General features: G+C 72.9%; 26 protein-coding genes. 16 read left to right on the forward strand and 10 right to left on the reverse strand.

Annotation, left to right across the window (positions count from 1 at the left end):
- Positions 1 to 114 precede the first annotated feature (114 nt).
- Positions 115 to 456, reverse strand: coding sequence for a YidB family protein (locus BKE41_RS12635; protein ID WP_029360023.1), 342 nt, complete (start codon positions 454 to 456; stop codon positions 115 to 117).
- A 163-nt stretch (positions 457 to 619) separates the two neighbouring features.
- Here BKE41_RS12635 and BKE41_RS12640 point away from each other — a divergent pair, with 163 nt between their 5' ends.
- A complete protein-coding gene (locus BKE41_RS12640) occupies positions 620 to 892 on the forward strand; it encodes a hypothetical protein (RefSeq protein WP_071000681.1) in 273 nt (90 codons plus the stop codon).
- 9 nt (positions 893 to 901) lie between these two features.
- Here the strand turns inward: BKE41_RS12640 and BKE41_RS12645 are convergent, their stop codons facing one another.
- Positions 902 to 1,294, reverse strand: a complete 393-nt coding sequence (locus tag BKE41_RS12645) for a YidB family protein (RefSeq protein WP_070999489.1) — start codon at positions 1,292 to 1,294, stop codon at positions 902 to 904.
- 126 nt (positions 1,295 to 1,420) lie between these two features.
- Between BKE41_RS12645 and BKE41_RS12650 the strand changes: the two genes are divergently transcribed.
- The 6 genes from BKE41_RS12650 to BKE41_RS12675 all read left to right on the forward strand — a co-directional run bounded on the left by BKE41_RS12650 (position 1,421) and on the right by BKE41_RS12675 (position 6,891).
- Entirely contained in the window at positions 1,421 to 2,302 is an 882-nt protein-coding gene (locus BKE41_RS12650; protein WP_059409271.1) for an alpha/beta hydrolase, read from the forward strand.
- Positions 2,303 to 2,433: 131 nt separating this feature from the next.
- The gene (gene yajC, locus BKE41_RS12655; RefSeq protein ID WP_012319243.1) at positions 2,434 to 2,766 is read left to right on the forward strand and encodes a preprotein translocase subunit YajC; all 333 of its coding nucleotides are present in this window, start codon (positions 2,434 to 2,436) and stop codon (positions 2,764 to 2,766) included.
- A 55-nt stretch (positions 2,767 to 2,821) separates the two neighbouring features.
- The gene (secD, locus tag BKE41_RS12660; RefSeq protein ID WP_012319244.1) at positions 2,822 to 4,426 is read left to right on the forward strand and encodes a protein translocase subunit SecD; all 1,605 of its coding nucleotides are present in this window, start codon (positions 2,822 to 2,824) and stop codon (positions 4,424 to 4,426) included.
- A 233-nt stretch (positions 4,427 to 4,659) separates the two neighbouring features.
- Complete coding sequence (gene secF / locus BKE41_RS12665) at positions 4,660 to 5,601, forward strand: protein translocase subunit SecF (protein WP_012319245.1); 942 nt, start codon at positions 4,660 to 4,662, stop codon at positions 5,599 to 5,601.
- A gap of 13 nt (positions 5,602 to 5,614) precedes the next feature.
- A complete protein-coding gene (locus BKE41_RS12670; protein WP_059409272.1) occupies positions 5,615 to 6,013 on the forward strand; it encodes an MTH938/NDUFAF3 family protein in 399 nt (132 codons plus the stop codon).
- Positions 6,013 to 6,891, forward strand: coding sequence for a phytoene/squalene synthase family protein (locus BKE41_RS12675; RefSeq protein ID WP_024830064.1), 879 nt, complete (start codon positions 6,013 to 6,015; stop codon positions 6,889 to 6,891). The genes BKE41_RS12670 and BKE41_RS12675 overlap by 1 nt, the downstream gene beginning before the upstream one ends.
- Positions 6,892 to 7,003: 112 nt before the next feature.
- On the opposite strand, the gene BKE41_RS12680 is transcribed toward BKE41_RS12675, so the two are convergent.
- The 5 genes from BKE41_RS12680 to BKE41_RS12700 form a co-directional block, all read right to left on the reverse strand.
- Positions 7,004 to 7,651 (reverse strand): methyltransferase domain-containing protein, encoded by a 648-nt coding sequence (locus BKE41_RS12680; protein ID WP_043073717.1) that lies wholly within the window; start codon positions 7,649 to 7,651, stop codon positions 7,004 to 7,006.
- Positions 7,648 to 8,412: a 5'/3'-nucleotidase SurE gene (surE, locus tag BKE41_RS12685; RefSeq protein ID WP_012319249.1), complete on the reverse strand. Its 765-nt coding sequence runs from the start codon at positions 8,410 to 8,412 to the stop codon at positions 7,648 to 7,650. The genes BKE41_RS12680 and surE overlap by 4 nt, the downstream gene beginning before the upstream one ends.
- Positions 8,412 to 9,758, reverse strand: coding sequence for a serine--tRNA ligase (gene serS / locus BKE41_RS12690; RefSeq protein ID WP_024830062.1), 1,347 nt, complete (start codon positions 9,756 to 9,758; stop codon positions 8,412 to 8,414). Before serS ends, surE begins: the two co-directional genes overlap by 1 nt.
- A gap of 100 nt (positions 9,759 to 9,858) precedes the next feature.
- Positions 9,859 to 10,224 carry a nuclear transport factor 2 family protein gene (locus BKE41_RS12695; RefSeq protein ID WP_059409274.1) on the reverse strand — a complete coding sequence of 122 codons (366 nt, stop codon included), beginning with the start codon at positions 10,222 to 10,224 and terminating at the stop codon, positions 9,859 to 9,861.
- A 78-nt stretch (positions 10,225 to 10,302) separates the two neighbouring features.
- Positions 10,303 to 10,746, reverse strand: a complete 444-nt coding sequence (locus BKE41_RS12700) for an OsmC family protein (protein WP_012319252.1) — start codon at positions 10,744 to 10,746, stop codon at positions 10,303 to 10,305.
- A 167-nt stretch (positions 10,747 to 10,913) separates the two neighbouring features.
- Between BKE41_RS12700 and BKE41_RS12705 the strand changes: the two genes are divergently transcribed.
- Complete coding sequence (locus BKE41_RS12705; protein WP_012319253.1) at positions 10,914 to 11,789, forward strand: ATP-binding protein; 876 nt, start codon at positions 10,914 to 10,916, stop codon at positions 11,787 to 11,789.
- Between the two features lie 7 nt (positions 11,790 to 11,796).
- Here BKE41_RS12705 and dut read toward each other — a convergent pair whose 3' ends face one another.
- The gene (gene dut, locus BKE41_RS12710; RefSeq protein WP_059409276.1) at positions 11,797 to 12,267 is read right to left on the reverse strand and encodes a dUTP diphosphatase; all 471 of its coding nucleotides are present in this window, start codon (positions 12,265 to 12,267) and stop codon (positions 11,797 to 11,799) included.
- The gene (locus BKE41_RS12715; protein ID WP_063110160.1) at positions 12,264 to 13,145 is read right to left on the reverse strand and encodes a CoA ester lyase; all 882 of its coding nucleotides are present in this window, start codon (positions 13,143 to 13,145) and stop codon (positions 12,264 to 12,266) included. Before BKE41_RS12715 ends, dut begins: the two co-directional genes overlap by 4 nt.
- Before the next feature lie 120 nt (positions 13,146 to 13,265).
- On the opposite strand from BKE41_RS12715, the gene BKE41_RS12720 reads away from it, so the two are divergent.
- The 3 genes from BKE41_RS12720 (at position 13,266) to BKE41_RS12730 (ending at position 15,347) form a co-directional block, all read left to right on the forward strand.
- Entirely contained in the window at positions 13,266 to 14,009 is a 744-nt protein-coding gene (locus tag BKE41_RS12720; RefSeq protein WP_063110159.1) for a DUF429 domain-containing protein, read from the forward strand.
- Positions 14,010 to 14,121: 112 nt separating this feature from the next.
- Entirely contained in the window at positions 14,122 to 14,637 is a 516-nt protein-coding gene (locus BKE41_RS12725; RefSeq protein ID WP_070999491.1) for an NUDIX domain-containing protein, read from the forward strand.
- Between the two features lie 44 nt (positions 14,638 to 14,681).
- Positions 14,682 to 15,347 carry a carbonic anhydrase gene (locus tag BKE41_RS12730; RefSeq protein WP_024830057.1) on the forward strand — a complete coding sequence of 222 codons (666 nt, stop codon included), beginning with the start codon at positions 14,682 to 14,684 and terminating at the stop codon, positions 15,345 to 15,347.
- Between the two features lie 244 nt (positions 15,348 to 15,591).
- Here the strand turns inward: BKE41_RS12730 and BKE41_RS12735 are convergent, their stop codons facing one another.
- Entirely contained in the window at positions 15,592 to 16,293 is a 702-nt protein-coding gene (locus BKE41_RS12735) for a DUF4142 domain-containing protein (RefSeq protein WP_024830056.1), read from the reverse strand.
- A gap of 316 nt (positions 16,294 to 16,609) precedes the next feature.
- On the opposite strand from BKE41_RS12735, the gene BKE41_RS12740 reads away from it, so the two are divergent.
- The 5 genes from BKE41_RS12740 (at position 16,610) to nudC (ending at position 20,833) form a co-directional block, all read left to right on the forward strand.
- Positions 16,610 to 17,758 carry an acyltransferase gene (locus tag BKE41_RS12740; RefSeq protein WP_012319259.1) on the forward strand — a complete coding sequence of 383 codons (1,149 nt, stop codon included), beginning with the start codon at positions 16,610 to 16,612 and terminating at the stop codon, positions 17,756 to 17,758.
- A 27-nt stretch (positions 17,759 to 17,785) separates the two neighbouring features.
- Positions 17,786 to 18,649 carry a universal stress protein gene (locus BKE41_RS12745; protein WP_012319260.1) on the forward strand — a complete coding sequence of 288 codons (864 nt, stop codon included), beginning with the start codon at positions 17,786 to 17,788 and terminating at the stop codon, positions 18,647 to 18,649.
- A gap of 179 nt (positions 18,650 to 18,828) precedes the next feature.
- Positions 18,829 to 19,422: a hypothetical protein gene (locus BKE41_RS12750; RefSeq protein ID WP_244413239.1), complete on the forward strand. Its 594-nt coding sequence runs from the start codon at positions 18,829 to 18,831 to the stop codon at positions 19,420 to 19,422.
- A gap of 81 nt (positions 19,423 to 19,503) precedes the next feature.
- Positions 19,504 to 19,923, forward strand: a complete 420-nt coding sequence (locus tag BKE41_RS12755) for an HIT family protein (protein ID WP_043073720.1) — start codon at positions 19,504 to 19,506, stop codon at positions 19,921 to 19,923.
- Positions 19,924 to 19,930: 7 nt separating this feature from the next.
- Positions 19,931 to 20,833, forward strand: coding sequence for an NAD(+) diphosphatase (nudC, locus tag BKE41_RS12760; protein WP_024830053.1), 903 nt, complete (start codon positions 19,931 to 19,933; stop codon positions 20,831 to 20,833).
- Positions 20,834 to 20,918 lie beyond the last annotated feature (85 nt).

Here is a 20,918-nt window from a genome sequence, read left to right on the forward strand (position 1 = left end):
CCCGCGCGGCACCGAACGAGACGGCAAGACGCGGCGGCGGTCCCGGACGGGGCCGCCGTTTCGCGTCGTCGTCCGCCGTCCGGCCTCCCCGGCTCGCGACCCGCGCCGGCTGTCCTAAGCCTTCGGTGCCTGCAGCGTCCCGTCGGGGCTGTGACGGTCGACGGTCTCGGGCAGGGCCTGCGCCAGGGTCGGGAACAGCTGGTCCATCGGGACGCCGAGCTTCTCCGCCATCTGGCGCACCTGCTCGTTGTCGAGGACCTTGCGCAGGTCCTCGGCCGTGATCGGCTCGTTCGGGCCGCGGCCGAGCCAGGAATTGACCTGGCTCTCGTAGCCGGAGCGCCGGAGCTGATCGAGCAGCGCGTTCAGTCCTCCGGGCAGCACCTGCTGGATCACGCCCGGCAATGCCTTCAGCGCGATCTGCCCCAGCGAGCCGCCGAGGGTGTTGAGCAGACTCATGTGGACCCCCGTCGAATGGTCAGTGGCGGGAGTCTAGAGAAATCTTCGCGAAGCGGGAGAGGCCTGTGGTCCGCGACGCGCCGGTGTGAACCGCAATTTAGTCGACAGCGATCGGCCTATGGTCCGGAATGCCGGCCGGGACATCGGTCCGCGGTCGGCTCTCATGAGATCCCTGGCGCTGTCTTGCGTGCTCGCGGTCGCGTCCGTCACCGCGGCCCTGCCGGACGCGGAATCGGGGCGTCTGGCGCCGGAGCGCTTTGCTCAGGGGCGCCCTCTGGCGGATGCCGTCTTCGTTCGGCCGCTCTATGGCACGTACCGCCATTGCGGCGGCTCCTGCCTGAAGAGCGGCGAACTGTCGTGGTTCTGCTTCGTCGGGCAGAGCTGCTACCTGAGCTGCGCGACCGCGCCGCCGCGGATGAAGTGCGCCGTCCCGTGAGGTGGGCGATCAGCGGACCTGGGTGCTGAAATTCGGCTGCGGCTTGAGGCTGCCGTTCTCGCTCTGGTCGGCGACCGCCGCCGGCAGGAACTCCGCCAGCACCGTGGGGACGCGCGCCTCCGGAACGCCGAGGTCGTAGGCGAGCCGCTCGATCACGCCCTCCGGCAGGCAGGCCGCGATGGCGCTCGCCGGCACCGTCTGCCGCGCGCCCGAGCCGAGCCAGGATCCCACCGCCTCCCCGTGCCCGGTCTCCCGCAGGCGGTCGAGGAAGGCCAGGAGTCCGCCGGGATAGAACTTCGCCAGCGACAGGGCGAGCTTGCCGCTGCCGGTCTCCTCGAAGGCCCGGTCGGCCGCCGCCACCACATCGCCGATCAGGGTCTTCGCACCGTCGAGCAGGCCCATGGTTCTCCACCGTCGCGCTTCTTCGTCGCAGGGTGAAGTCGGGCGCGAACCGGCGAGGGCAAGCGCGTGCGGCAATTGCGCGGCGAACCCGCTAGGATCCCGGCGTCGCGAATCCGGGAGCCATCGATGAAGCGCGTGCGGGCCGGCGTCCTGGAGGTCGCCTATCTCGAATCCGGACCGGCCGACGGGCCGCCGGCGGTGCTCCTCCACGGCTTCCCCTACGATGTGCGCGCCTGCGCGGCCGCGGCCGCGCAACTCGCCGCCGACGGCGTGCGCTGCCTCGTGCCGTACCTGCGCGGCTACGGGCCGACGCGGTTCCTGGATCCCGCCACGCCGCGCTCCGGCGAGCAGGCGGCGCTCGGGGCCGACCTGCTCGCCTTCCTCGACGCCCTCGGCCTCGGGAACGCCGTCCTCGCCGGCTACGATTGGGGCGGCCGGGCCGCCTGCGTGGTGGCCGCACTCTGGCCGGACCGGGCCCGGGGCCTCGTCAGCTGCGGCGTCGGCTACAACATCCAGAACATCCCGACCGCCGGGCGGCCGGTCGCGCCGGAGGCCGAGCACCGCCTCTGGTACCAGTATTATCTCCACGGCGAGCGCGGCCGCGCCGGCCTCTCCGAGAACCGGGACGCCTTCTGCCGCCTGCTCTGGCGGCTCTGGTCGCCGACCTGGGCGTTCGACGCGGAGACCTTCGCGCAGACCGCCCGCGCCTTCGACAACCCCGACTTCGTCGACGTGGTGGTGCATTCCTACCGCCACCGCTTCGGCCTCGTGCCGGGCGACCCGGCGCTGACCCCGATCGAGGCGCGGCTGGCGGCCCGGCCGGCCATCGCCGTGCCGTCGATCGTGCTGCTCGGCGCCGACGACGGCGTCGGGCCGCCGCCCGCCACCGACACGGACGCCCGCCACTTCACCGGCCCGTACCGGCGTGAGATCGTCGCGGGGGTCGGCCACAACTTCCCCCAGGAGGCGCCGGACGCCTTCGCGGCGGCGATCCGCGCCCTGCTGTGAGCGCGCCGCGGATGCCCGACGCTTCGCCGTTGCTTTCGGGAAGCCCCTGGCTATAGTCCGCGCGCTTTTCGACAGGTCTGCGGGCGCCACATCCGGCGGCAGGCCTGCGCGCCATTCGCAGGAGACGCTCGTTGATCACCCCCGCCTTCGCGCAAGGGGCCGGTGCGGCCGCTGGCGGAGCGGAGATCGCCTTTCAGGTGGTCCCGTTCGTCCTGATCTTCGTGATCATGTACTTCCTGATCCTGCGACCGCAGCAGAAGCGGGTCAAGGACCACCAGGCGCTGCTCAAGTCCGTGCGCCGGGACGACACGGTCGTCACCAACGGCGGCCTCGTCGGCCGCGTGACCAAGGCTTCGGACGACCAGCCCGAGATCGAGGTCGAGATCGCCCCGAACGTGCGCGTGCGGGTGGTCCGGTCGATGATCTCGGAGGTCCGCGCCAAGGGTACGGTCAAGGCCGCCTGATTTCCGATTGAACTGGCCGGCGCCGTGCGCCGGCCCAAGAGAGAAAAAACGGCCGATGCTGCGCTTCTCCCGTGCGAAGATCATCGCGACACTGGGTCTGATCCTGGTGGGGCTGACGCTCGCCGTGCCGAGCTTCTTCTCGCCCGAGCAGCGCAAGAGCTTCGTTGCCGGCCTGCCCTCCTGGTTCCCCAGCTGGGTCGTGCCGACGCGCGCCATCGTGCTCGGCCTCGACCTGCAGGGCGGCTCGCAGCTCCTGCTCGAGGTGGACCAGAACGAGCTCATCGCCTCGCAGGCCAAGGCGTTGCGCGACGACGTGCGCCGCGTGCTCCAGCAGGAGAATGTCCGCGCCGACGGCGGCATCGGCCTGCTCCAGCGCGGCGTCCAGGTGAAGATCGACGACGCCGCCGCCCGGGCCAAGGTCCTGCCGAAGCTCCAGGAGCTGTCGCAGCCGATCACCACCTCCCTGGGCCAGACGGCGGCCCGCACCCTCGACGTCTCCGAGCAGCCCGGCGGCGTGATCCGCCTGACCCTCACCGATGCCGGCATCACCGACCGGACCCGCCGAGCCGTGAGCCAGGGCATCGAGGTCATCCGGCGCCGCCTCGATTCCACCGGCACCACCGAGCCGTCGATCCAGCAGCAGGGCGCCGACCGGATCCTGATCCAGGTGCCGGGCGAGCAGAACCCGGAGCGCCTCGAGAAGCTCCTCGGCTCCACCGCCAAGCTGGAGTTCCGCATGCTCGCCGACAGCCCCTCGGGCGACGTCGACATGCTGCCCTCCAAGGACGAGAAGGGCGCCAAGGTCCCGGTGGAGCGCCGGGTCATGGCCGACGGCGGCGAGCTGACCGACGCGCAGCCGGCCTTCGACCAGCAGACCCACGAGCCGATGGTGAGCTTCAAGTTCAACCTGCGCGGCGCGCAGCGCTTCGGGCAGGCGACCTCGGAGAATATCGGCCGGCGCATGGCGATCGTCCTCGACAACGAGGTCGTGTCGGCGCCCGTGATCCGCTCGGCGATCACCGGCGGCTCGGGCCAGATCACCGGCAACTTCACCGTGCAGCAGGCCAACGACCTGGCGGTCCTGCTGCGCGCCGGCGCGCTGCCGGCGAAGTTCACCGTGGTCGAGCGCCGCGTCGTCGGCCCGGGTCTCGGCCGCGACTCCATCGAGGCCGGCAAGCTCGCGACCCTGGTGGCGGCGGGCCTCGTGGTGGCCTTCATGTTCGCGACCTACGGGACGTTCGGCTTCATCGCCAACATCGCCCTCATGGTCCATGTCGGGCTGATCCTGGGCCTGATGTCGGTGCTGGAGGCGACCATGACGCTCCCGGGCATCGCCGGCATCGTGCTCACCATCGGCACGGCGGTGGATTCGAACGTGCTGATCTACGAGCGCATGCGCGAGGAGCAGCGGGCCGGCCGCTCGCTGATCTCGGCGCTGCAGGCGGGCTTCGACCGGGCCTTCGCCACCATCATCGACTCGAACTCGACCATGGCGATCGCCGCCCTGATCCTGTTCTTCCTCGGCTCGGGCCCGGTAAAGGGCTTCGCCGTGGTCTTCATCCTCGGCATCCTCACCACGGTCATCACCGCGGTGACGCTGACCCGGATGATGATCGCGGTGTGGTACAACACGTTCCGGCCGAAGACCCTGCCGTTCTGAACGCGCTCACTATCGGGAGACGCATCACCCCTGGCACAAGCCCGTTCCGAACCACCGCCCTCATCCTGAGGTGCCCGTGTCAGCGGGCCCCGAAGGAGCTCTCCGGAAGGCGCCGTGGATCCTGGAGCCCTCCTTCGAGGCCTCCGCTGCGCTCCGGCACCTCAGGATGAGGTCGAGGGTGGGACAGGCGATCGGGCCGGTGCTGCGATCTTCCCAACGTTAGGTCCGAAAAAATGCGCCTGCTCCGCCTCTGGCCCGATGAATCGCATTTCGACTTCATGCGATTCCGGCGCTTCACCTTCCCGCTCTCGGCGGTGCTGTCGCTCGCGACCGTGGCGCTGTTCCTGACGATCGGCCTGAACTTCGGCATCGATTTCAAGGGCGGCACCCTGGTGGAGCTGCAGGCGAAGTCGGGCACCGCGGACGTGGCGTCGATCCGGCACACGGCCGCGGGCTTCGGCTTCGGCGAGCCGGAGGTGCAGGAACTCGGCAACCAGGGCACCGTGCTGGTCCGCCTGCCGCTCCAGCCCGGCGAGCAGGGCCAGACCGCGGTGATGAACAAGGCGCACGCCGCCTTCGACAAGGATTACGATTTCCGCCGCACCGAGACCGTCGGCCCGCGCGTCTCCGGCGAGCTCGTCCAGTCCGGCACGCTCGGCGTCGTGCTGTCGGTCGTGGCGGTGCTGCTCTACCTCTGGTTCCGGTTCGAGCGGGAGCTCGCGCTCGGCGCCATCGTGGGGACGCTCCACGACATCGTTCTGACGGTCGGCGTGTTCATCATCAGCCGGATCGAGTTCAACATGACCTCGATCGCCGCGATCCTGACGATCGTCGGCTACTCGCTCAACGAGACCGTGGTGGTGTTCGACCGGACCCGCGAGCTGATGCGGCGCTACAAGACCATCCCCACGGTCGATCTCCTCAACCTGTCGATCAACTCGACCATGTCGCGCACCGTGATGACGTCGATCTCGTCCGCGCTGTCGCTGCTGGCGCTGGTGCTGTTCGGCGGCGAGGCGATCAAGGGCTTCGCCGTAGTGATGCTCTGCGGCGTCCTGATCTGCACCTACTCGGCGATCTTCGTCTCGACGCCGGTGTTGATCTATCTGGGCCTGATGCTCTCGGGCGCCCGCGCGGCGTCGGAGCGGTCGGGCGTCCCGCAACCGGCGGAGTAGTCCTTTTTCCAACATGGCCGATCAGCCAAGTCCAAAGAGCTTCGAGTCCGGCTTCGTGCCGGGGCGCCACATCATCGACACCTACGGCAACGGCGGCTTCCGCTTCGCCGGGATGTCGCATCGCGGCTCGATCCTGATGCTGCCCTCAGGGGTCCGAGCCTGGGACGTGACGGAGCCCCAGGCGATCGACCGGACGGCGCTGCGCCCGATCCAAGCCGAGGCCGCGGGGATCGAGCTGCTGCTCGTCGGCACCGGTCTCGATATCGCGGCGATCGATCCGGCCTTGCGTGGCTGGCTCAAGGATTTCGGCGTCGGCCTCGACGTGATGCAGACCGGGGCCGCGGCCCGCACCTACAACATCCTGGTGGCCGAGAACCGCAAGATCGCGGCCGCCCTGATCGCGGTGGCCTGATGCCCGAGGTGGAGGGCCAGACCGCCGAGACGGGGCTCGCCTTCGCCCAGTCCCACTGCGAGGGCCTCGTGCGGGACGGCGATCCGGATCGCTACTACGCCACGCTGTTCGCGCCGGCCGCCGCCCGCCCGCACCTCTTCGCCCTCTACGCCTTCTCATTGACCATCGCGCGGGTGCGCGAGGCCGTCTCGAACCCGATGGCCGGCGAGATCCGCCTGCAATGGTGGCGCGACGCCCTGCAGGGCGAGGCGCGGGGCGACGTGCGCGCCAACCCGGTGGCGGCGGCCCTGGAGGAAACGATCCGGGCGAACCGCCTCGGCCGCCAGCCCTTCGTCGACCTGATCGACGCCCGCGTCTTCGACCTCTACGAGGATCCGATGCCCCGGGTGAATGACCTGGAGGGGTATTGCGGCGAGACCGCCTCGGCGCTGTTCCGGCTGGCGAGCCTCGTGATCGGCAACGGCACCGAGCCCGGCGGCGCGGGCGCGGCCGGGCATGCCGGGGTCGCCTACGGGATTACCGGGCTCCTGCGCGCTCTGCCGTGGCACGCCCGCTCGGGGCAGGTCTACCTGCCGGCCGACATCCTCGGCCGCTACGGCGTCACCCGCGAGGACATCGTCACGGGCCGCGGGGGCCCGGGCCTGCGCCGGGCCTGCGCCGACCTGCGCGGCATCGCCCGGCAGCACCTCAAGGCCTTCGAGGCGGCGCGCCCGACCATCGCGCCCTCGGCGGGGGCGGCGTTCCTGCCGGTGGCCCTGGTCGAGCCCTACCTCGCCGTCATGGAGCGGGCCTCCTACGACCCGCTCAACACGCTCGTCGAACTGCCGCGCTGGCGCCGGCTGTGGCGCCTGTGGCGCGCCGCGCGGCGGGTGGGGTAGCCGCGGCTTCGGCGTCTTCGCGAGCGGAGCGGCGCGATCCAGCGGCGCCACGCTCGCGAACGCGGTGCGCTACCCTGGGTCGCTTGGCTGCGCTCGCGATGACGGCGCGTCGTCAGAGCACGCGCGCCAGCCCCGGCACCAGCGCTGCGAGACGCACCGGCGCGCCCGGTTCCGGGTCGGCCTCGGGCGTCGTCAGCACCGCGATCCGGCAAGCTCCGCCGCCGCCCAGGCCGGTCACCAGCCGTCCGCCCGGTTCGAGGGCCGCGCGCCAGTGCGGCGGGATCGCCGGGACGCTGCCGTGCACGAGGATGCGGTCGAAGCCGCCGTCCGGCAGGTCCGGGGCGAGCCCGTCCGCCCGGACGACATGCACCTCGGACAGGGCCGCGAGCCGCCGCGTCGCCGCCCCGGCCAGCGAGGTGTAGCGTTCCAGGCTGAGCACCGCCCCCGCGCCCAGCTGGGCGAGCAGCGCGGTCACGTAGCCCGAGCCCGTGCCGATCTCCAGGACGCGCTGGCCGGGCTCCAGCCGCAGCTGCGCCAGCATCAGCGCCACCGTGGACGGCGCCGTCATCGACGCGCCGCAGGACAGCGGCAGGGCGATGTCGCGCCGCGCGTGCTCCCGATGCGGCGGCGGCGCGAAGGTGTCCCGCGGGACCTGCTCCATGGCCCGCAGCACCGCGGTGTCCCGCAGGCCACGGCCGCGGAGCGCCATCACGAAGGCCGCGTTGCCGGCAGCCTCCTCCAGGCTGCCTAGATCGATCACTCGGCGAAGGCCTGCGCGAAGCGCGTCAGCGTCGGCTCGTCGGTGAGGTCGAGGCGCAGGGGCGTCACCGAGATCCGCTTCTCGGCGATGGCCTTGAGATCGGAGCCGTGGCCCGGCTCGAACCGGGCCTTGGCGAAGGCCAGCCAGAAATACGGGTTGCCGCGCCCGTCGACCCGCGCGTCGATCGACAGCAGCGCCTGATTGCGGAAGCCCTGCGCGGCGACCGCGACGCCCTGCACGTCGGCCGGCTCGCAATCCGGGAAATTGACGTTGACCAGGATGCCGGGCTCGATCCCGGTCTCGAGGATCTTCCGGACGACCTTCGCGCCGTGCGTCCGGGCGCAGTCCCACTTGAGGGCGCCGCGCCCGCCCGCCCCGTAGGCCTGGCTCAGCGCGATCGAGCGGATGCCGAGGATCGTCCCCTCCATGGCGGCCGCGATCGTGCCCGAATAGGTCACGTCCTCGGCGACGTTCTGGCCGCGGTTGACCCCCGACAGGACGAGGTCCGGCCCGTGATCGCCGAGGATGTGGCGCACGCCCAGGATCACGCAGTCCGACGGCGTGCCCTTCACGGCGAAGCGCTGCTCCGACACCTGCCGCAGCCGCAGCGGGTCGTTGAGCGAGAGCGAGTGCGACACGCCGGACTGGTCGCTCTCCGGCGCCACGACCCAGACGTCGTCCGAGAGCTCCCGGGCGATCTCCTCCAGGGTCGCGAGGCCCGGCGCGTGGATGCCGTCGTCGTTGGTGACCAGGATGCGCATCAGCGGGCCCCTTCGATCCGGTTGAGCCCGCCCATGTAGGGGTGGAGCACCGACGGGACCGTGATGCTCCCGTCCGGGTTCTGGTAGTTCTCCATCACGGCGATGAGCGCGCGACCGACCGCCACGCCCGAGCCGTTGAGGGTGTGGACATAGGCCGGCTTGCCGTCCTTGCCGCGGTAGCGGGCGTTCATCCGCCGCGCCTGGAAGTCGCCGCAGACCGAGCAGGACGAGATCTCGCGGTGGGTGCGCTGGCCCGGCACCCAGACCTCGATGTCGTAGGTCTTCTGGCTGGCGAAGCCCATGTCGCCGGTGCAGAGCGTCATCACCCGGTAGGGCAGATCGAGCTTCTTCAGCACGGCCTCGGCGCTGGTCAGCATCCGCTCGTGCTCGTTGGCGGATTCCTCCGGCGTCGTGATCGAGACCAGCTCGACCTTGCTGAACTGGTGCTGGCGCAGCATGCCGCGGGTGTCGCGCCCCGCCGCCCCCGCTTCGGCCCGGAAGCAGGGCGTCAGCGCGGTGAACCGCAGGGGCAGCTCCTCCTCGCGGAGGATCGCCTCGCGGACGAGGTTCGTGAGCGGCACCTCGGCTGTGGGAACGAGCCAGAAATGCTCGTCGCTGACCGGGGCGGTGTCGGCGCCGGCCTGCCCCTGCAGCGACCTGACGTAGTCGAGGCCCTTGAAGACCGAGAACTGGTCGTCCTCGAACTTCGGCAGCTGCGCGGTACCGAACATGGCGGCGTCGCGCACCAGCACCGGCGGCGCCACCTCCAGGTAGCCGTGCTCCTGCGTGTGAAGGTCGAGCATGAACTGGCCGAGCGCCCGCTCCAGCCGGGCGAGCTGGCCTTTGAGCACCACGAAGCGCGAGCCGGACAGCTTGGCCGCCGCCTCGAAATCCATCAGGCCCGAGGCCTCGCCGAGCTCGAAATGCTCGCGGCCCTCGGTCAGCCGCTCGCGGGTCGCGGCGTGGCTGCGGTAGAGGACGTTGCCGTGCTCGTCCGCGCCCTCCGGCACGTCGGGCTTCGGCCGGTTCGGGATCGCGGCGAGGCGGTCTGCCAGGGTCCTGTCGGCCGCGTCCTGCGCGGCCTTCAGCTCGGGCTCGGCCGCCTTCAGGGCCGCGACCTCCGCCATCAGGGCGGCGGCGCGGTCCTCGTCCTTGGCCTTCTTGGCGCCGCCGATCTCCTTGGCCAGGGCGTTGCGCCGCTCCTGGTTGGCCTGCGCGGCCGAGACGGACGACTTCCGCGCCTCATCGAGGGCGATCAGCTCGGCCGAGAGCGGCGCGAGGCCCCGGCGCTGGAGGTCGCGGTCGAAGGCGTCCGGGTTCTCCCGGATGGCGCGGATGTCGTGCATCGAGTCGGCTCGGGTCTTCTGCGCGGCGTCGAGCGCGCGGGCCCCGCTTTGCCGCATCGCGTCCAGTGGGACAAGCGCGCGGGAGCCTCCGCGCCGACCGTCAGCTCTTCGGCGGCGCGAGCTTGAGCTGGTCGATCGCCCAGAGCCACGTGCCGTCCGCCTGCTCGCGGGCCAACTCCACCGAGAACGCGCCGTTGGGCAGCCGCGCGAAGGTCATGGCCAGCGCGCCGTTGCGCAGCGGCGGCGGCGTCTCCGGCGCCGGGAAGTCGGATTTGCGTGCGAGCAGGTCGGCGTAGAAGGTCCGGATCTCGGCGTGGCCCGTGGCAACGACGCGGCCCGCCGCCAGCACCGCGTCGGGCTCGTAGAGGGCGACGAGGCCCTCGACGTCGCCGGCATTGGCGCGCCGGTTGAATAGGGCGGCGAGCGCCTCGGGGGCGCGGGCCGGCTCTCGCGTCTGGTCCGTCATGGCGTCTCCTCTTCCGGTCCTGGCGGCCGTTCGGTGCTGCGGCAATGCGCCGGGCGGCCGATCTTTCCCCGGCGCGCGTCATTTCAGGCGCGTGCCGTCGCGGTCGGCCACCGACACGGCGACCGGGATCCCGGCCTTCACGCTCTCCGAGACGGTGCAGAACCGCTCGAACTGCTCCAGGACCCGGTCGATCCGCGGCATGTCGGCGGCGGCGGCTCCGAGCTGGATGTGGACGCCGATCCCGGTGACGCGCAGCCGCCCCTCGGCGTTGCGCTCCACCCGGCAGGACGCTTCGGCCGCGACGCCCCGCGCGTCCTGGCGGAACTTGCCCAGGGCGAAGACGAGGCTCGCGCAGAGGCAGTTCGCGACCCCGGAGATCAGGAGCTGCTCGGGGAACGGCCCGGTCCCGCCGCCGATCGGCGGCGCCTCGTCGGTGCGGAGCGCCGGAAGGGCCGCGCTGAAATCGACGGTGAAGACGTAATCCGCGACCTGGGTGATCCGGATCGTCGGTTCCGCTGCCATCGATACTCCCCGGCGGACGTGTCGGCGCGACCTGCCGGGAGGATCAACGCCCGATCCCGGTTCGCGTTCGGGAGGACCGCGCCATGCGAGCGGATACGGATGATTTCCCCGGATCTTCCCCGTAGAACCGGCGGCCTGACAGACCCGCACGCGAACCCCCCGATCCGATGACGAGCCCCGTGACCCTCGACACCCTGATGCCGCTCCTGGAGCGCATCGCCACCGCGCTGGAGCGGGCCGCGCCCGCCGCCCCGCCGGCCTTCGACCCGAGCGCCGCCGACGCCTTCCTGTGGGGGCCCGAGCGCCGTCTGACCCCGGTGCCGCAGGTCGCCCGGGTGGAGATGGGCCTGCTCACCGGCATCGACCGGGCGCGCGACACGCTGGTGGAGAACACCGAGCGCTTCGCCCGCGGCCTGCCGGCCAACAACGCCCTGCTGTGGGGCGCCCGCGGCATGGGCAAGTCCTCGCTGGTCAAGGCGGCCCACGCCGAGATCAACGCCCGCCGGCCCGCCGGCAGCCTGCCGATGAAGCTCGTGGAGATCCACCGCGAGGACATCGAGGCGCTGCCGGACCTGATGGCCCTGCTGCGGCCCGACCCGCACCGCTGGCTCGTCTACTGCGACGACCTCTCCTTCGACGCCGACGACACCTCGTACAAGTCGCTCAAGACGGCGCTCGACGGCGGCATCGAGGGGCGTCCGGGGAACGTTCTGTTCTACGCCACCTCGAACCGCCGGCACCTGCTGGCCCGCGACATGGTGGAGAACGAGCGCTCGACCGCGATCAATCCCGGCGAGGCCGTGGAGGAGAAGGTCTCGCTCTCGGACCGGTTCGGCCTCTGGCTCGGCTTCCACAAGTGCAGCCAGGACGAGTACCTGGCGATGATCCGCGCCTATGCCGACCGCTACGGCCTCGCCGTGCCGCCGGAGCAGCTGCGCGCCGAGTCCCTCGAATGGGCCACGACCCGCGGCTCGCGCTCGGGCCGGACCGCCTTCCAGTTCATCCAGGACCTGGCCGGGCGGCTCGGCAAGACGCTGGACTGACGGGGGCCTAGCGCCCGCTCGAGCCGAAGCCGCCCGCGCCCCGCTCCGATCCGGAGCCGGGCGCGCCCTCCAGCACGGTCAGCGCCGGCCGGGTGACCCGCGTGAAGACGAGCTGCGCGATCCGATCCCCGGGCTCGATCCGGACGGGCTCCGACGCGTCGCGGTTCCAGGCGGAGACCATCAGCGGGCCCTCGTAATCCGCGTCGATCACGCCGGTGCCGTTGCCGAGCACGAGGCCCTCGCGGTGGCCGCGGCCGGAGCGGGGGAAGATCAGCCCGCACCAGGCGGGGTCGCGGATCAGGACGGTGAAGCCGGCGGGGATCAGGACCGGCTTGCCCTGAGGCGGCAGGACCACGGGCGCGTCGAGGCAGGCATGCAGGTCGAGGCCGGCGGCGGCCGACGAGCCCCAGCGCGGGAAGCCCCAGCCCGGCAGGCGCGGGTCGAGCAGACGCAGGCCGACCTCGGGCAGGTCGCTCACGCGGTGAGCCGCGCGATCGCCTCGGCCATGGCGAGCGTCCGCCGGGCCGCCTCGACGTGGAGCCGCTCGACCATCTTGCCGTCCACCGCGACGACCCCGCGCCCGCGGTTCTCCGGCGTGTCGAAGACGTCCATCAGCCGGCGCGCCTGCGCGATCTCCCCGGCATCCGGCCCGAAGGCCGCGTTGGCCGGGCCGATCTGGCTCGGGTGGATCAGCATCTTGCCGTCGAAGCCGAGGTCGCGGCCCTGGACGCACTCGGCCTCGAACCCGGCCGCGTCGGTGAGGTCGGTGAAGACGCCGTCGATCGCCTCGATCTCGTAGGCCCGGGCGGCGGCCAGGACGTTCATCAGCCAGGGCATCAGCGCGGCCCGCCCGGGTGGCCGGATCCGGGACGCCTTCAGGAGGTCGTTCGGGCCGATCACCAATGCGCCGAGCCGGCCGTCCACGTCCCGGGCCGCGCCCGCGATCTCGGCGACGTTCACCACCGCCATCGGCGTCTCGATCATCGCCCAGACCCGCGTCGCCAGCGGCGCGCCGAGGCGGCGCAGGCGGGAGCCGACGGCGATCAGCGCGTCGGAGGTGCGGACCTTCGGCACCAGGATCGCGTCCGGGGCGGCCGGCGCGAGCGCGACGAGGTCGGCCTCGCCGTCCTCGGTCTCGGGTGGGTTGATGCGGACCACGACCTCGCGGTGGCCGAAGCCCCGCGCGGCGACCGCGGCGGCGACCTGGGCGCGGGCCGCCGCCTTCGCGGCGGGGGCTGTGCCGTCCTCGAGGTCGATCAGGATCACGTCGGCGGGGAGAGACCGCGCCTTCTCCAGCGCCCGGGCGTTGGAGCCCGGCATCGCCAGCACGCTGCGACGGGGACGGATCTCGCTCATCACGCTTCTCCCGGGCCGGCGGCGCCCTCGGCGACGCGGATAGCTTTCCGCGCGCATCCCGGCAAGAACGCCGGCAAGAACGCCGGCCGCGCTGACGGCGACGGGGGACGGGGGACGGGCATGGCGCGCTGGATCGCTGGACTGGACGGCTGCCGCGGCGCCTGGGCGGGCGCGCTCCTCGACCTGGACGACCCCGACCGGCACCGCTGCGCCCTGTTCCCCGACGTCGCCGCGCTCCTCGACGCGCCGGAGCGGCCCGGCATCGTCGGGATCGACGTGCCGATCGGGCTGCCCGACCGGATCACCGGCGGTGGCCGCGCCGCCGACCGGGCCGCCCGGGCCCGGCTCGGGCCGGCGCGGGCGTCGGTGTTCCCGATGCCGCCGCGGAGCGCGGTCTACGCCCCCGACTACGCGGCCGCGAAGGCCGCCTCGCGGGCGGCGAGCGACCCGCCCTTCGCGCCGTCCATCCAGGGCTACAACATCTTCCCCTACGTCCGGGCGGTCGACACGCTCCTGCGCGAGCGTCCGGAGGCGCGCGCGCGGGTCCACGAGGTCCATCCCGAGGTCGCCTTCCACGCCCTCAACGGCGGCCGGCCGCTCGGCCTGCCCAAGAAGGGCAGGCGCGCCCGGGAGGGTCTCGACCTCCGGCGGGCGCTCCTCGCGGCGGCCGGCCTGCCGGGTGCGCTGATCGCGTCCCGGGCGAAGGGCGTCCCGGAGGACGACCATCTCGACGCCCTGGCCGCCCTGGTGGTGGCCCGCGACATGAGCCTCGGACGGGCCGAGCCGCTGCCGGATCCGCCCGAGCGCGACGCCTCCGGGCTCCCCGCGGTGATCTGGGCACCGGCGCCGCGCCCGCCTTCCTGAGCCGGCGCCCCGCACCGCCGCCCGGCGCGCCATCGGTCCCAACGTGCTGTTTTGCACGCGGGCGTGCGCGCGGCCGGTGTCCGTCCCCTGGGCGTGCTCTAGCTCTGGCTTTATGAGCGCCGCGAACCCCCTGCCCGTCCGCCACATCGCCCGCGCGATCGTCCTCGATCCGCGGGACCGGATCCTGCTCATCGCCTACACGTCGGTCCACGCGAGAGGGCCCGATGGGGCGCCGCTCCGGTTCTGGTTCATGCCCGGCGGCGGCCTGGAGCCCGGCGAGGATCACGTCCTCGCCTGTCGCCGGGAGCTCGAGGAGGAGATCGGCCGGGGCGACGCCGTGATCGGCCCGCAGGTCGCGGCCTGCGACGGCCCGTTCCACCTGTTCCGGCAGGCGCGGGACGCCCGCGAGCGCTACTTCCTCGTCCGCCTGCCCGACGACCGGGTCGACACGAGCCGCCTCGCCGAGACCGAGGACAACCCGCTGATCGGGACGCGCTGGTGGCCGATCGACGAGCTGCGCGCCAGCGGCGAGCACGTCGAGCCGGCCGGGCTCGCGGACCTCGCATCCGATCTCGCGCGCGGGACTATTCCGGCCCAGCCGCGCGTTCTTGCTTGGCGAGAACTTTGAGTTCACTCCCGCTGTCGCGGATTTGTCTAACTGGAGACGACTTTATGTTCCCCGTCTACCTGACCGAAGGCTACCGGTCCTTCCTCCTCGATCGCTTCCCGACCGAGCGCCGGCGCTTCGCGCAACTCGCCTCCACGCAGAATCCGGAGATCCTGGTCATCAGCTGCTGCGACAGCCGGGTCTCCCCGAGCGCGATCTTCAATGCCGGCCCGGGCGAGCTGTTCACGATCCGCAACGTCGCCAACCTCGTGCCGGTCTACCAGCCGGACGGCCAGTACCACGGCACCTCGGCGGCCCTGGAATTCGCCGTGCAGGCCCTCGAGGTGAAGCACATCGTCGTGCTCGGGCATGCCACCTGCGGCGGCATCAAGGCCTGGGCCAACAAGGCCAAGCCGCTCTCGCCCGGTGACTTCATCGGCAAGTGGGTCTCGCTCGTGGGTCAGGCCGAGGACAAGGCCGGCGATCCCGGCGCGCCCGACTACCTGACCAAGCTGGAACACGCCGTGGTCGTCCAGAGCATGGAGAACCTGCTGACCTTCCCGTTCGTGAAGGAGCGCGTCGACGACGGCCGCCTGGAGATCCACGGCGCGCATTTCGGCGTGGCCAGCGGCTCCCTGCTGGTGCGCGACCCGCAATCCGGCGTGTTCAAGGCGCCGATCGACACGACCGGCCAAGCCGTCCGCTCCGTCGCCGCCATCGCGTGCGAGTGAGCGCGTAGCGCGGGCGCTGAGATCCGGGACCGGTCGGCCGGTCCCGGATCCGACGTTGCTGGGACGCGCCGGCGCGGCGCGTCCGCGAAGGTCGTCCGCCGCGGTCGGCCCGCGATCATCCCGGCCCGAAGGGCCATCGACATTCCCGGCCCGAAGGGCCATCGACATGAGAAAGGCGGCAGGCTCGCGCCCGCCGCCTTCTCGTTCGGCCCGGCCGAGGCCGGGCCGCCGAAGTCCGTGACGCTTACATCGCGCCCGGGAGGCGCTCGGCCTGCTGCAGGTGCATCTGCAGGGCCGGCAGGGCCTGCTGGGCGTAGTTGCGCAGGGCCGGGTTCGGGCCGCCCTGGGCGTAGGCCTGGGTCATCGCGATGGTCATCTGATGGGCCTGGATCTGCTGGGAGGCGTACAGGCGGTCGAAGCGCGCGCCGGCCGGGGCGGCCGACAGCTGGGCCAGCATCGCCTGCTGCTCGGGGTTCGGCGGAACCATCGTCGAGGCGCCGGTGGCCATCACGTCGCCGCGGCCGATCTGGCCGCCCGCGGCGGCGCCGCGCGCCGCGCCGGCACCCGCGCCCTCGAGGCCGCCGACCGGACCGCCCGCCAGGGTGCCGCCGACCACGCCGGTCGCCGCGCCGACGCCTGCGCCCACGGCGCTGCCCGCCACCGCGATCGGGGCGGTGACGAGGCCGCCGAGGCCGGGATCGCCGGCGACGCCGTTCATCTGGCCGCCGGCCAGGGCGACGTTGGCGGCGCGGTGGTCACGGAGCACTTCCTGGGCGTAGGAGCGGATGCGCGGGTTGCGCGACTTTGACAGGGCGATCTGCGAGGACTGGATTTCGAAGGCGTTCGCCTGCATCGACTGCATGCGGAAGTCGTTGGCGCTCTGAGCCATGGCCGGGGTCGACAGCGCCAGGACGAGCGCGGACGCGGCAGCGTAGTTCTTCAGCATCGGGACCTCTGTTCGAAATGGGCACGCGAACCGCGGAAGGACGCCGCATGCGCAGCACGGACGCCTCGGCACGCGATGTCGCAGACGTTTCGGCGCCGGCGGGTTCGCGAATTGGTCCGTCAACGAGGTTATCGGCTTATGGTTCCTGCCGTTTTCGCCTCGGACGCCACGGTTCCCGGGCCGATCTGATCCCGCGTGGACGCCGCGGTTCCGGCGGATCCGGCGGCGTGCCGGTCACGCTCCTCCAGGAGGACGATCCCGGCCGCGGGCGGGTCGCGCCGGTTGCGGCTCGCGTCGCGGCGCGGGCGGGCGCCCCGTGACCCTCGTCGCCATCCAGGTCCTGCGCGCCGCCGCCGCCCTCATGGTGGCGTGGCACCACGCGCGGCACGAGGCGGGGCTCCTCGCCGACCGCGGCGCCGGCCCGGCGCTCGACCCCGCGACGCTGCTGCCGTGGTGGGGCGGGGTCGATCTGTTCTTCGTGATCTCCGGCTTCGTCATCGTTCATGCCGGCGGCCGGCTCGCGGGGCGGCCGGGCGGGCGCGCCCGTTTCCTCGCCCACCGGGTCGCCCGTGTGGTGCCCCTCTACTGGCTGGTGAGCCTGCTCTACCTCGTCCTGGCGCTCGCGCGGCCGGACCTTCTCGGCGAGGCCGCCGCGCTGGTGCGCGACCCGGTCGCCCTCGCGGCGAGCTTCCTGTTCTGGCCGGCGGCCCGCCCGGACGGCACCGTCCAGCCGCTCTACGGCCTCGGCTGGACCCTGAACTACGAGGCGGCCTTCTACGCACTCTTCGCCGCGGGCCTCGGTTTCGGCCGGCGCGGCGCCGTCGCGTGGCTGTGCGGGAGCTTGGCCGGCCTCGTGGTCGTCGGCGCCCTCGTGCCGGGCCTGCCGGTGCCGCTCCGATTCTGGTCGGATCCGATCGTGCTCGAGTTCGCCGCTGGCGCCGGTCTCGCCCTCGCCTGGGGCGCGGGGTTCCGGCCTTCCCTCCCCGCGCGGATCGGGCTCGCGGTGCTGGGTGGGCTCGGGCTGGCTCTGGCCGCGCGGGTGCTCGCGGGTCTCGGCGAGGCCGACGGGTTCCTGCGCCCGCTCCTCGTCGGCGGCCCGGCCGTCCTCCTGGTGGCCGCCGCCCTCGGGCCGACCCGCGACGCGCCTCAGGTCGCGCGGCTGCCCTCCCCCGTGCGCGGCCTCGTCAGGCTCGGGGACGCGTCCTACGCGCTCTACCTCGTCCACCCGTTCGCGCTGCGCCTCGTGCGCGAGGCGCTGCTCCGGCTCGGCCTCACCCCCGCCCTGCCCCCCTGGGGCAGCATGGCGCTGATGCTCGCCGTCAGCGCCGCGGCCGCGCTCGTGGTCCACCGCCTGGTCGAGCGGCCCCTGACCCGGGCCCTCCGGCGGCGGCTCGATCCCGGCGCGCCGCAAAACCGTGTGCGCGCCGAGCCGGGCCCGGTTCCACCGGGCGGCCGGGCGGATTAGCCTCGCGTGCCCGAGGAGGAGGCCAGCATGAAGACCCTGCTCGTACCCGTCGCGATGCACGACGCCCTGCCCTCCGTCTTCGAGACGACGCGGCTGGCGGCGACGCGCTTCGGCAGTCTGATCGAGGGCGTGTCCCTGCGCCCGGCCCTCGCCGAGTACGTGCCGGTCGACATGGTCGGCGGCATGACGTGGCTCCGCGACGAGGAGGCCGACCGGGCCGAGGCCGAGGAGGCGGGCGGCCGCTTCGTCGCCTTCATGGACGGCGCCGGTATCCCGCGGCACGCCCGCGACGGGCTCTGCATACCGGATCGCGTGCCGGATGCCGGCCCGCGCTATCGCTGGCGGCAGGACGTGCCCACCGGCGACGCGTTCCTGGGCCAGTACGCGCGGCTGTTCTCGGCCACGGTGGTCGGGCGCCCGGGCACGACCGACAACGCCCCGCGCATGACCACGTTCGAGACGGCCCTGTTCGAGAGCGGCCGGCCGATCCTGCTGGCGCCGCCCACGGCGCCGGCGAGCCTGGGCGAGGCGGTGGTCATCGCCTGGAACGGCTCGACCGAGACCGCCCGGGCGGTGGCCTTCGCGATGCCGTTCCTGCGGCGGGCCGAGCGGGTGCTGGTGCTCAGCGTCGAGGGCGGCATGGTGCCGGGCCCGACGGCGCAGGATCTCGCCCAGGCGCTGGCCTGCGAGGGCGTGGACGCCGCGCACCGGGCCCTTCCGGCCGGCCGGCGGGTCCCCGGCGAGACCTTCCTGGCGGAGGCGAAGGCCTTCGGCTGCGACCTGCTCATCAAGGGCGCCTATACCCAGAGCCGCCTGCGCCAGATGATCTTCGGCGGCGTCACCAGCCACGTCCTGGCCTACGCCGACATGCCGGTGCTGATGGCGCACTGAGCGAGCCGCGAGCCCGGCTGCCGGGACGCGGCGCGGTCCTGCGACCGGCGCCGGGAACCGGAGTCGGTCCCCGGCGTTCGGGTCCCGCACCCGGACGGCACGCCCCATGGCGCCTCCATGGCGTCCCCGATGGGCCCCCATGGCACGACCCCTCGGAAAGGAGCCCCGTGACGAGCCCCGTGAGACGCCTCTTCCTCGCCGGCCTTCTGGCGATCGCGGCCATCCCCACCGCCCGCGCGGAGCCGACGACCGTCCGGTTCCGCGGCACCGTGGTCCGGGCCGACTCGGAGCGCCTGGAGATCCGCCGCGCCAGCGGCAGCAGCCTGGCGGTGCAGATGGGCCCCCGGACCCGCATCTACGCGGTCAACGGCTCCAGCCTGCGGTCGATCAAGCCGGAGAGCTACGTCAGCATCCTCGGCGCGTCCGAGTCCGAGCCGCGGCAGGCGAGTGCCGTGACCCTGTACTCGCCCTCCGAGCGCGGGTTCGAGGCGGGCAGCCAGCCCTGGGACACCGGGCAGGGCGCGCGCCTCACCGCCGGGTGGGTCGCCGACCTGCAGCGGGGCGCGCCGACGCGTGTGACCGTCGCCTACAACGGCGGCCAATCGTCCTTCGCGATCCCCGACGGCACCCCGGTGACGCAGCTCTCCCCGGGCGAGAAGGCGATGCTCCAGCCGGGCGCAGCCGTGACGATCTTCGCGCGGTCCGGCGACGACGGTGGACTGGTGGCGGGCACGATCGCGGTGGGCCGCCAGGGCGTCGTGCCGGGTCTCTGACCCGGTCGGCCGGGACGCTGCGTCACCGACGGCGCAGCAAACCCGCGCGCCGACGCGGAAGCTGCGCTACATCGGTCGGCGATGACCGAGTCCGCCTTCACCCTCGATCCGCGCCTGTCGGCCGACACCGCCGAAGTGGGCGACCTTGCCCTGTGCCGCGTGCTGCTGATGGACGACGCCCGGTTCCCGTGGCTGATCCTGGTGCCGCGCCGCCCGAACCTCACCGAGATCACCGACCTCTCCGAAGCCGAGGCCGCGGCACTCTGGCAGGAGATCCGCCTCGCCACAGGGGTGATGCTGGCCCTGTCCAAGCCCGACAAGGTGAATATCGGCGCGCTCGGCAACGTGGTGTCGCAGCTTCACGTCCACGTCGTCGGCCGCTTCCGGTCGGATCCCGCCTGGCCCGGGCCGGTCTGGGGGTTCGAGACCCGCAAGCCCTACCCGCTTCACGCCCGCGCCCAGCTCCTCGAGCGCGCCGGCGCCCTCTTCTCCGCGGCCTGACCCTGGCATGACCGATCCCCGCGACACCCTCGGCTTCGTCCGCAACCGCCTCGACCGCCACTCGGCCGAGCAGCCCGAGGAGGCGGTGCCGCCCTTCGACACGCCCGAGGCCCGCCTCGTGCTGATCTGCGGCGACCGGATCGTGTTGCGGGGAGAGACGGCGCTGATCGCCGTCGCGGAGGCGGCGGGCCTCGCGGGCGGGACGCGCATCTTCCTCGGGCACCGGGACGGGCAGCCCGTCTTCGCCGCCGCCGCGCCCGCCGAGGCGGCCGAGCGCTTCGCCGAGGGACCGACCCGCACCCTCGACCTCCGGTCCATCGCCACCGACTCCGCCGTGGAGGCCGAGGAGCTCGGCCTGCTCGCCGTGGCCAAGTCGATGCTCGACTGGCACGCCCGCCACGGCTTCTGCGCCAATTGCGGCACCGCCACCGTGGCGCGGGCCGGCGGCTTCCGCCGCGAGTGCCCGAGCTGCAACGCCCACCACTTCCCCCGGGTCGACCCGGTGGTGATCATGCTGGTGCGCCGGGGCGACAGCTGCCTGCTCGGCCGCGGGCCGCATTTCCGGCCGCACATGTATTCCTGCCTCGCGGGCTTCCTCGAGCCCGGCGAGACGATCGAGGACGCGGTCCGCCGCGAGGTATTCGAGGAGACGCGGATCCGCGTCGGCGCAGTCACCTACCGGACGTCGCAGCCCTGGCCGTTCCCGTCCTCGCTGATGCTCGGCTGCGCCGCCGAGGGCCTCGACGAGGCCATCGTCACCGATCCGAGCGAGCTGGAGGATGCGCGCTGGTTCACCCGGGCCGACGTCGCGGCCATGCTGGCGGGGACGCATCCCGAGGGGATCCAGGCCCCGCCGCCCATGGCGATCGCCCACTACCTGATGCGCGCCTTCGTGGCCGGGGAGACCTGACCCGGGCCTGCCGGTGCTCCGGCTCGCGGCGTCGACGGCTTCAGCCCGAATGCGCCACAGCCGCTGACTTGAAGCACGCCCGGGG

Source organism: Methylobacterium sp. C1 (assembly GCF_001854385.1).
Lineage (GTDB): Bacteria > Pseudomonadota > Alphaproteobacteria > Rhizobiales > Beijerinckiaceae > Methylobacterium > Methylobacterium radiotolerans.

Excerpts from the sequence above, each read along its gene's own strand:
- BKE41_RS12745 (WP_012319260.1), top strand. The coding sequence starts at position 17,786 with ATGAAGACCCTGCTCGTACCCGTCGCGATGCACGACGCCCTGCCCTCC.
- BKE41_RS12645 (WP_070999489.1), bottom strand. The coding sequence starts at position 1,294 with ATGGGCCTGCTCGACGGTGCGAAGACCCTGATCGGCGATGTGGTGGCG.
- BKE41_RS12735 (WP_024830056.1), bottom strand. The coding sequence starts at position 16,293 with ATGCTGAAGAACTACGCTGCCGCGTCCGCGCTCGTCCTGGCGCTGTCG.
- secF (WP_012319245.1), top strand. The coding sequence starts at position 4,660 with ATGCGCCTGCTCCGCCTCTGGCCCGATGAATCGCATTTCGACTTCATG.
- BKE41_RS12670 (WP_059409272.1), top strand. The coding sequence starts at position 5,615 with ATGGCCGATCAGCCAAGTCCAAAGAGCTTCGAGTCCGGCTTCGTGCCG.
- BKE41_RS12725 (WP_070999491.1), top strand. The coding sequence starts at position 14,122 with ATGAGCGCCGCGAACCCCCTGCCCGTCCGCCACATCGCCCGCGCGATC.
- serS (WP_024830062.1), bottom strand. The coding sequence starts at position 9,758 with ATGCACGACATCCGCGCCATCCGGGAGAACCCGGACGCCTTCGACCGC.
- BKE41_RS12720 (WP_063110159.1), top strand. The coding sequence starts at position 13,266 with ATGGCGCGCTGGATCGCTGGACTGGACGGCTGCCGCGGCGCCTGGGCG.
- BKE41_RS12650 (WP_059409271.1), top strand. The coding sequence starts at position 1,421 with ATGAAGCGCGTGCGGGCCGGCGTCCTGGAGGTCGCCTATCTCGAATCC.
- BKE41_RS12755 (WP_043073720.1), top strand. The coding sequence starts at position 19,504 with ATGACCGAGTCCGCCTTCACCCTCGATCCGCGCCTGTCGGCCGACACC.
- surE (WP_012319249.1), bottom strand. The coding sequence starts at position 8,412 with ATGCGCATCCTGGTCACCAACGACGACGGCATCCACGCGCCGGGCCTC.
- BKE41_RS12730 (WP_024830057.1), top strand. The coding sequence starts at position 14,682 with ATGTTCCCCGTCTACCTGACCGAAGGCTACCGGTCCTTCCTCCTCGAT.
- BKE41_RS12675 (WP_024830064.1), top strand. The coding sequence starts at position 6,013 with ATGCCCGAGGTGGAGGGCCAGACCGCCGAGACGGGGCTCGCCTTCGCC.
- BKE41_RS12640 (WP_071000681.1), top strand. The coding sequence starts at position 620 with ATGAGATCCCTGGCGCTGTCTTGCGTGCTCGCGGTCGCGTCCGTCACC.
- BKE41_RS12700 (WP_012319252.1), bottom strand. The coding sequence starts at position 10,746 with ATGGCAGCGGAACCGACGATCCGGATCACCCAGGTCGCGGATTACGTC.
- BKE41_RS12705 (WP_012319253.1), top strand. The coding sequence starts at position 10,914 with ATGACGAGCCCCGTGACCCTCGACACCCTGATGCCGCTCCTGGAGCGC.
- nudC (WP_024830053.1), top strand. The coding sequence starts at position 19,931 with ATGACCGATCCCCGCGACACCCTCGGCTTCGTCCGCAACCGCCTCGAC.
- BKE41_RS12635 (WP_029360023.1), bottom strand. The coding sequence starts at position 456 with ATGAGTCTGCTCAACACCCTCGGCGGCTCGCTGGGGCAGATCGCGCTG.
- BKE41_RS12715 (WP_063110160.1), bottom strand. The coding sequence starts at position 13,145 with ATGAGCGAGATCCGTCCCCGTCGCAGCGTGCTGGCGATGCCGGGCTCC.
- secD (WP_012319244.1), top strand. The coding sequence starts at position 2,822 with ATGCTGCGCTTCTCCCGTGCGAAGATCATCGCGACACTGGGTCTGATC.
- BKE41_RS12695 (WP_059409274.1), bottom strand. The coding sequence starts at position 10,224 with ATGACGGACCAGACGCGAGAGCCGGCCCGCGCCCCCGAGGCGCTCGCC.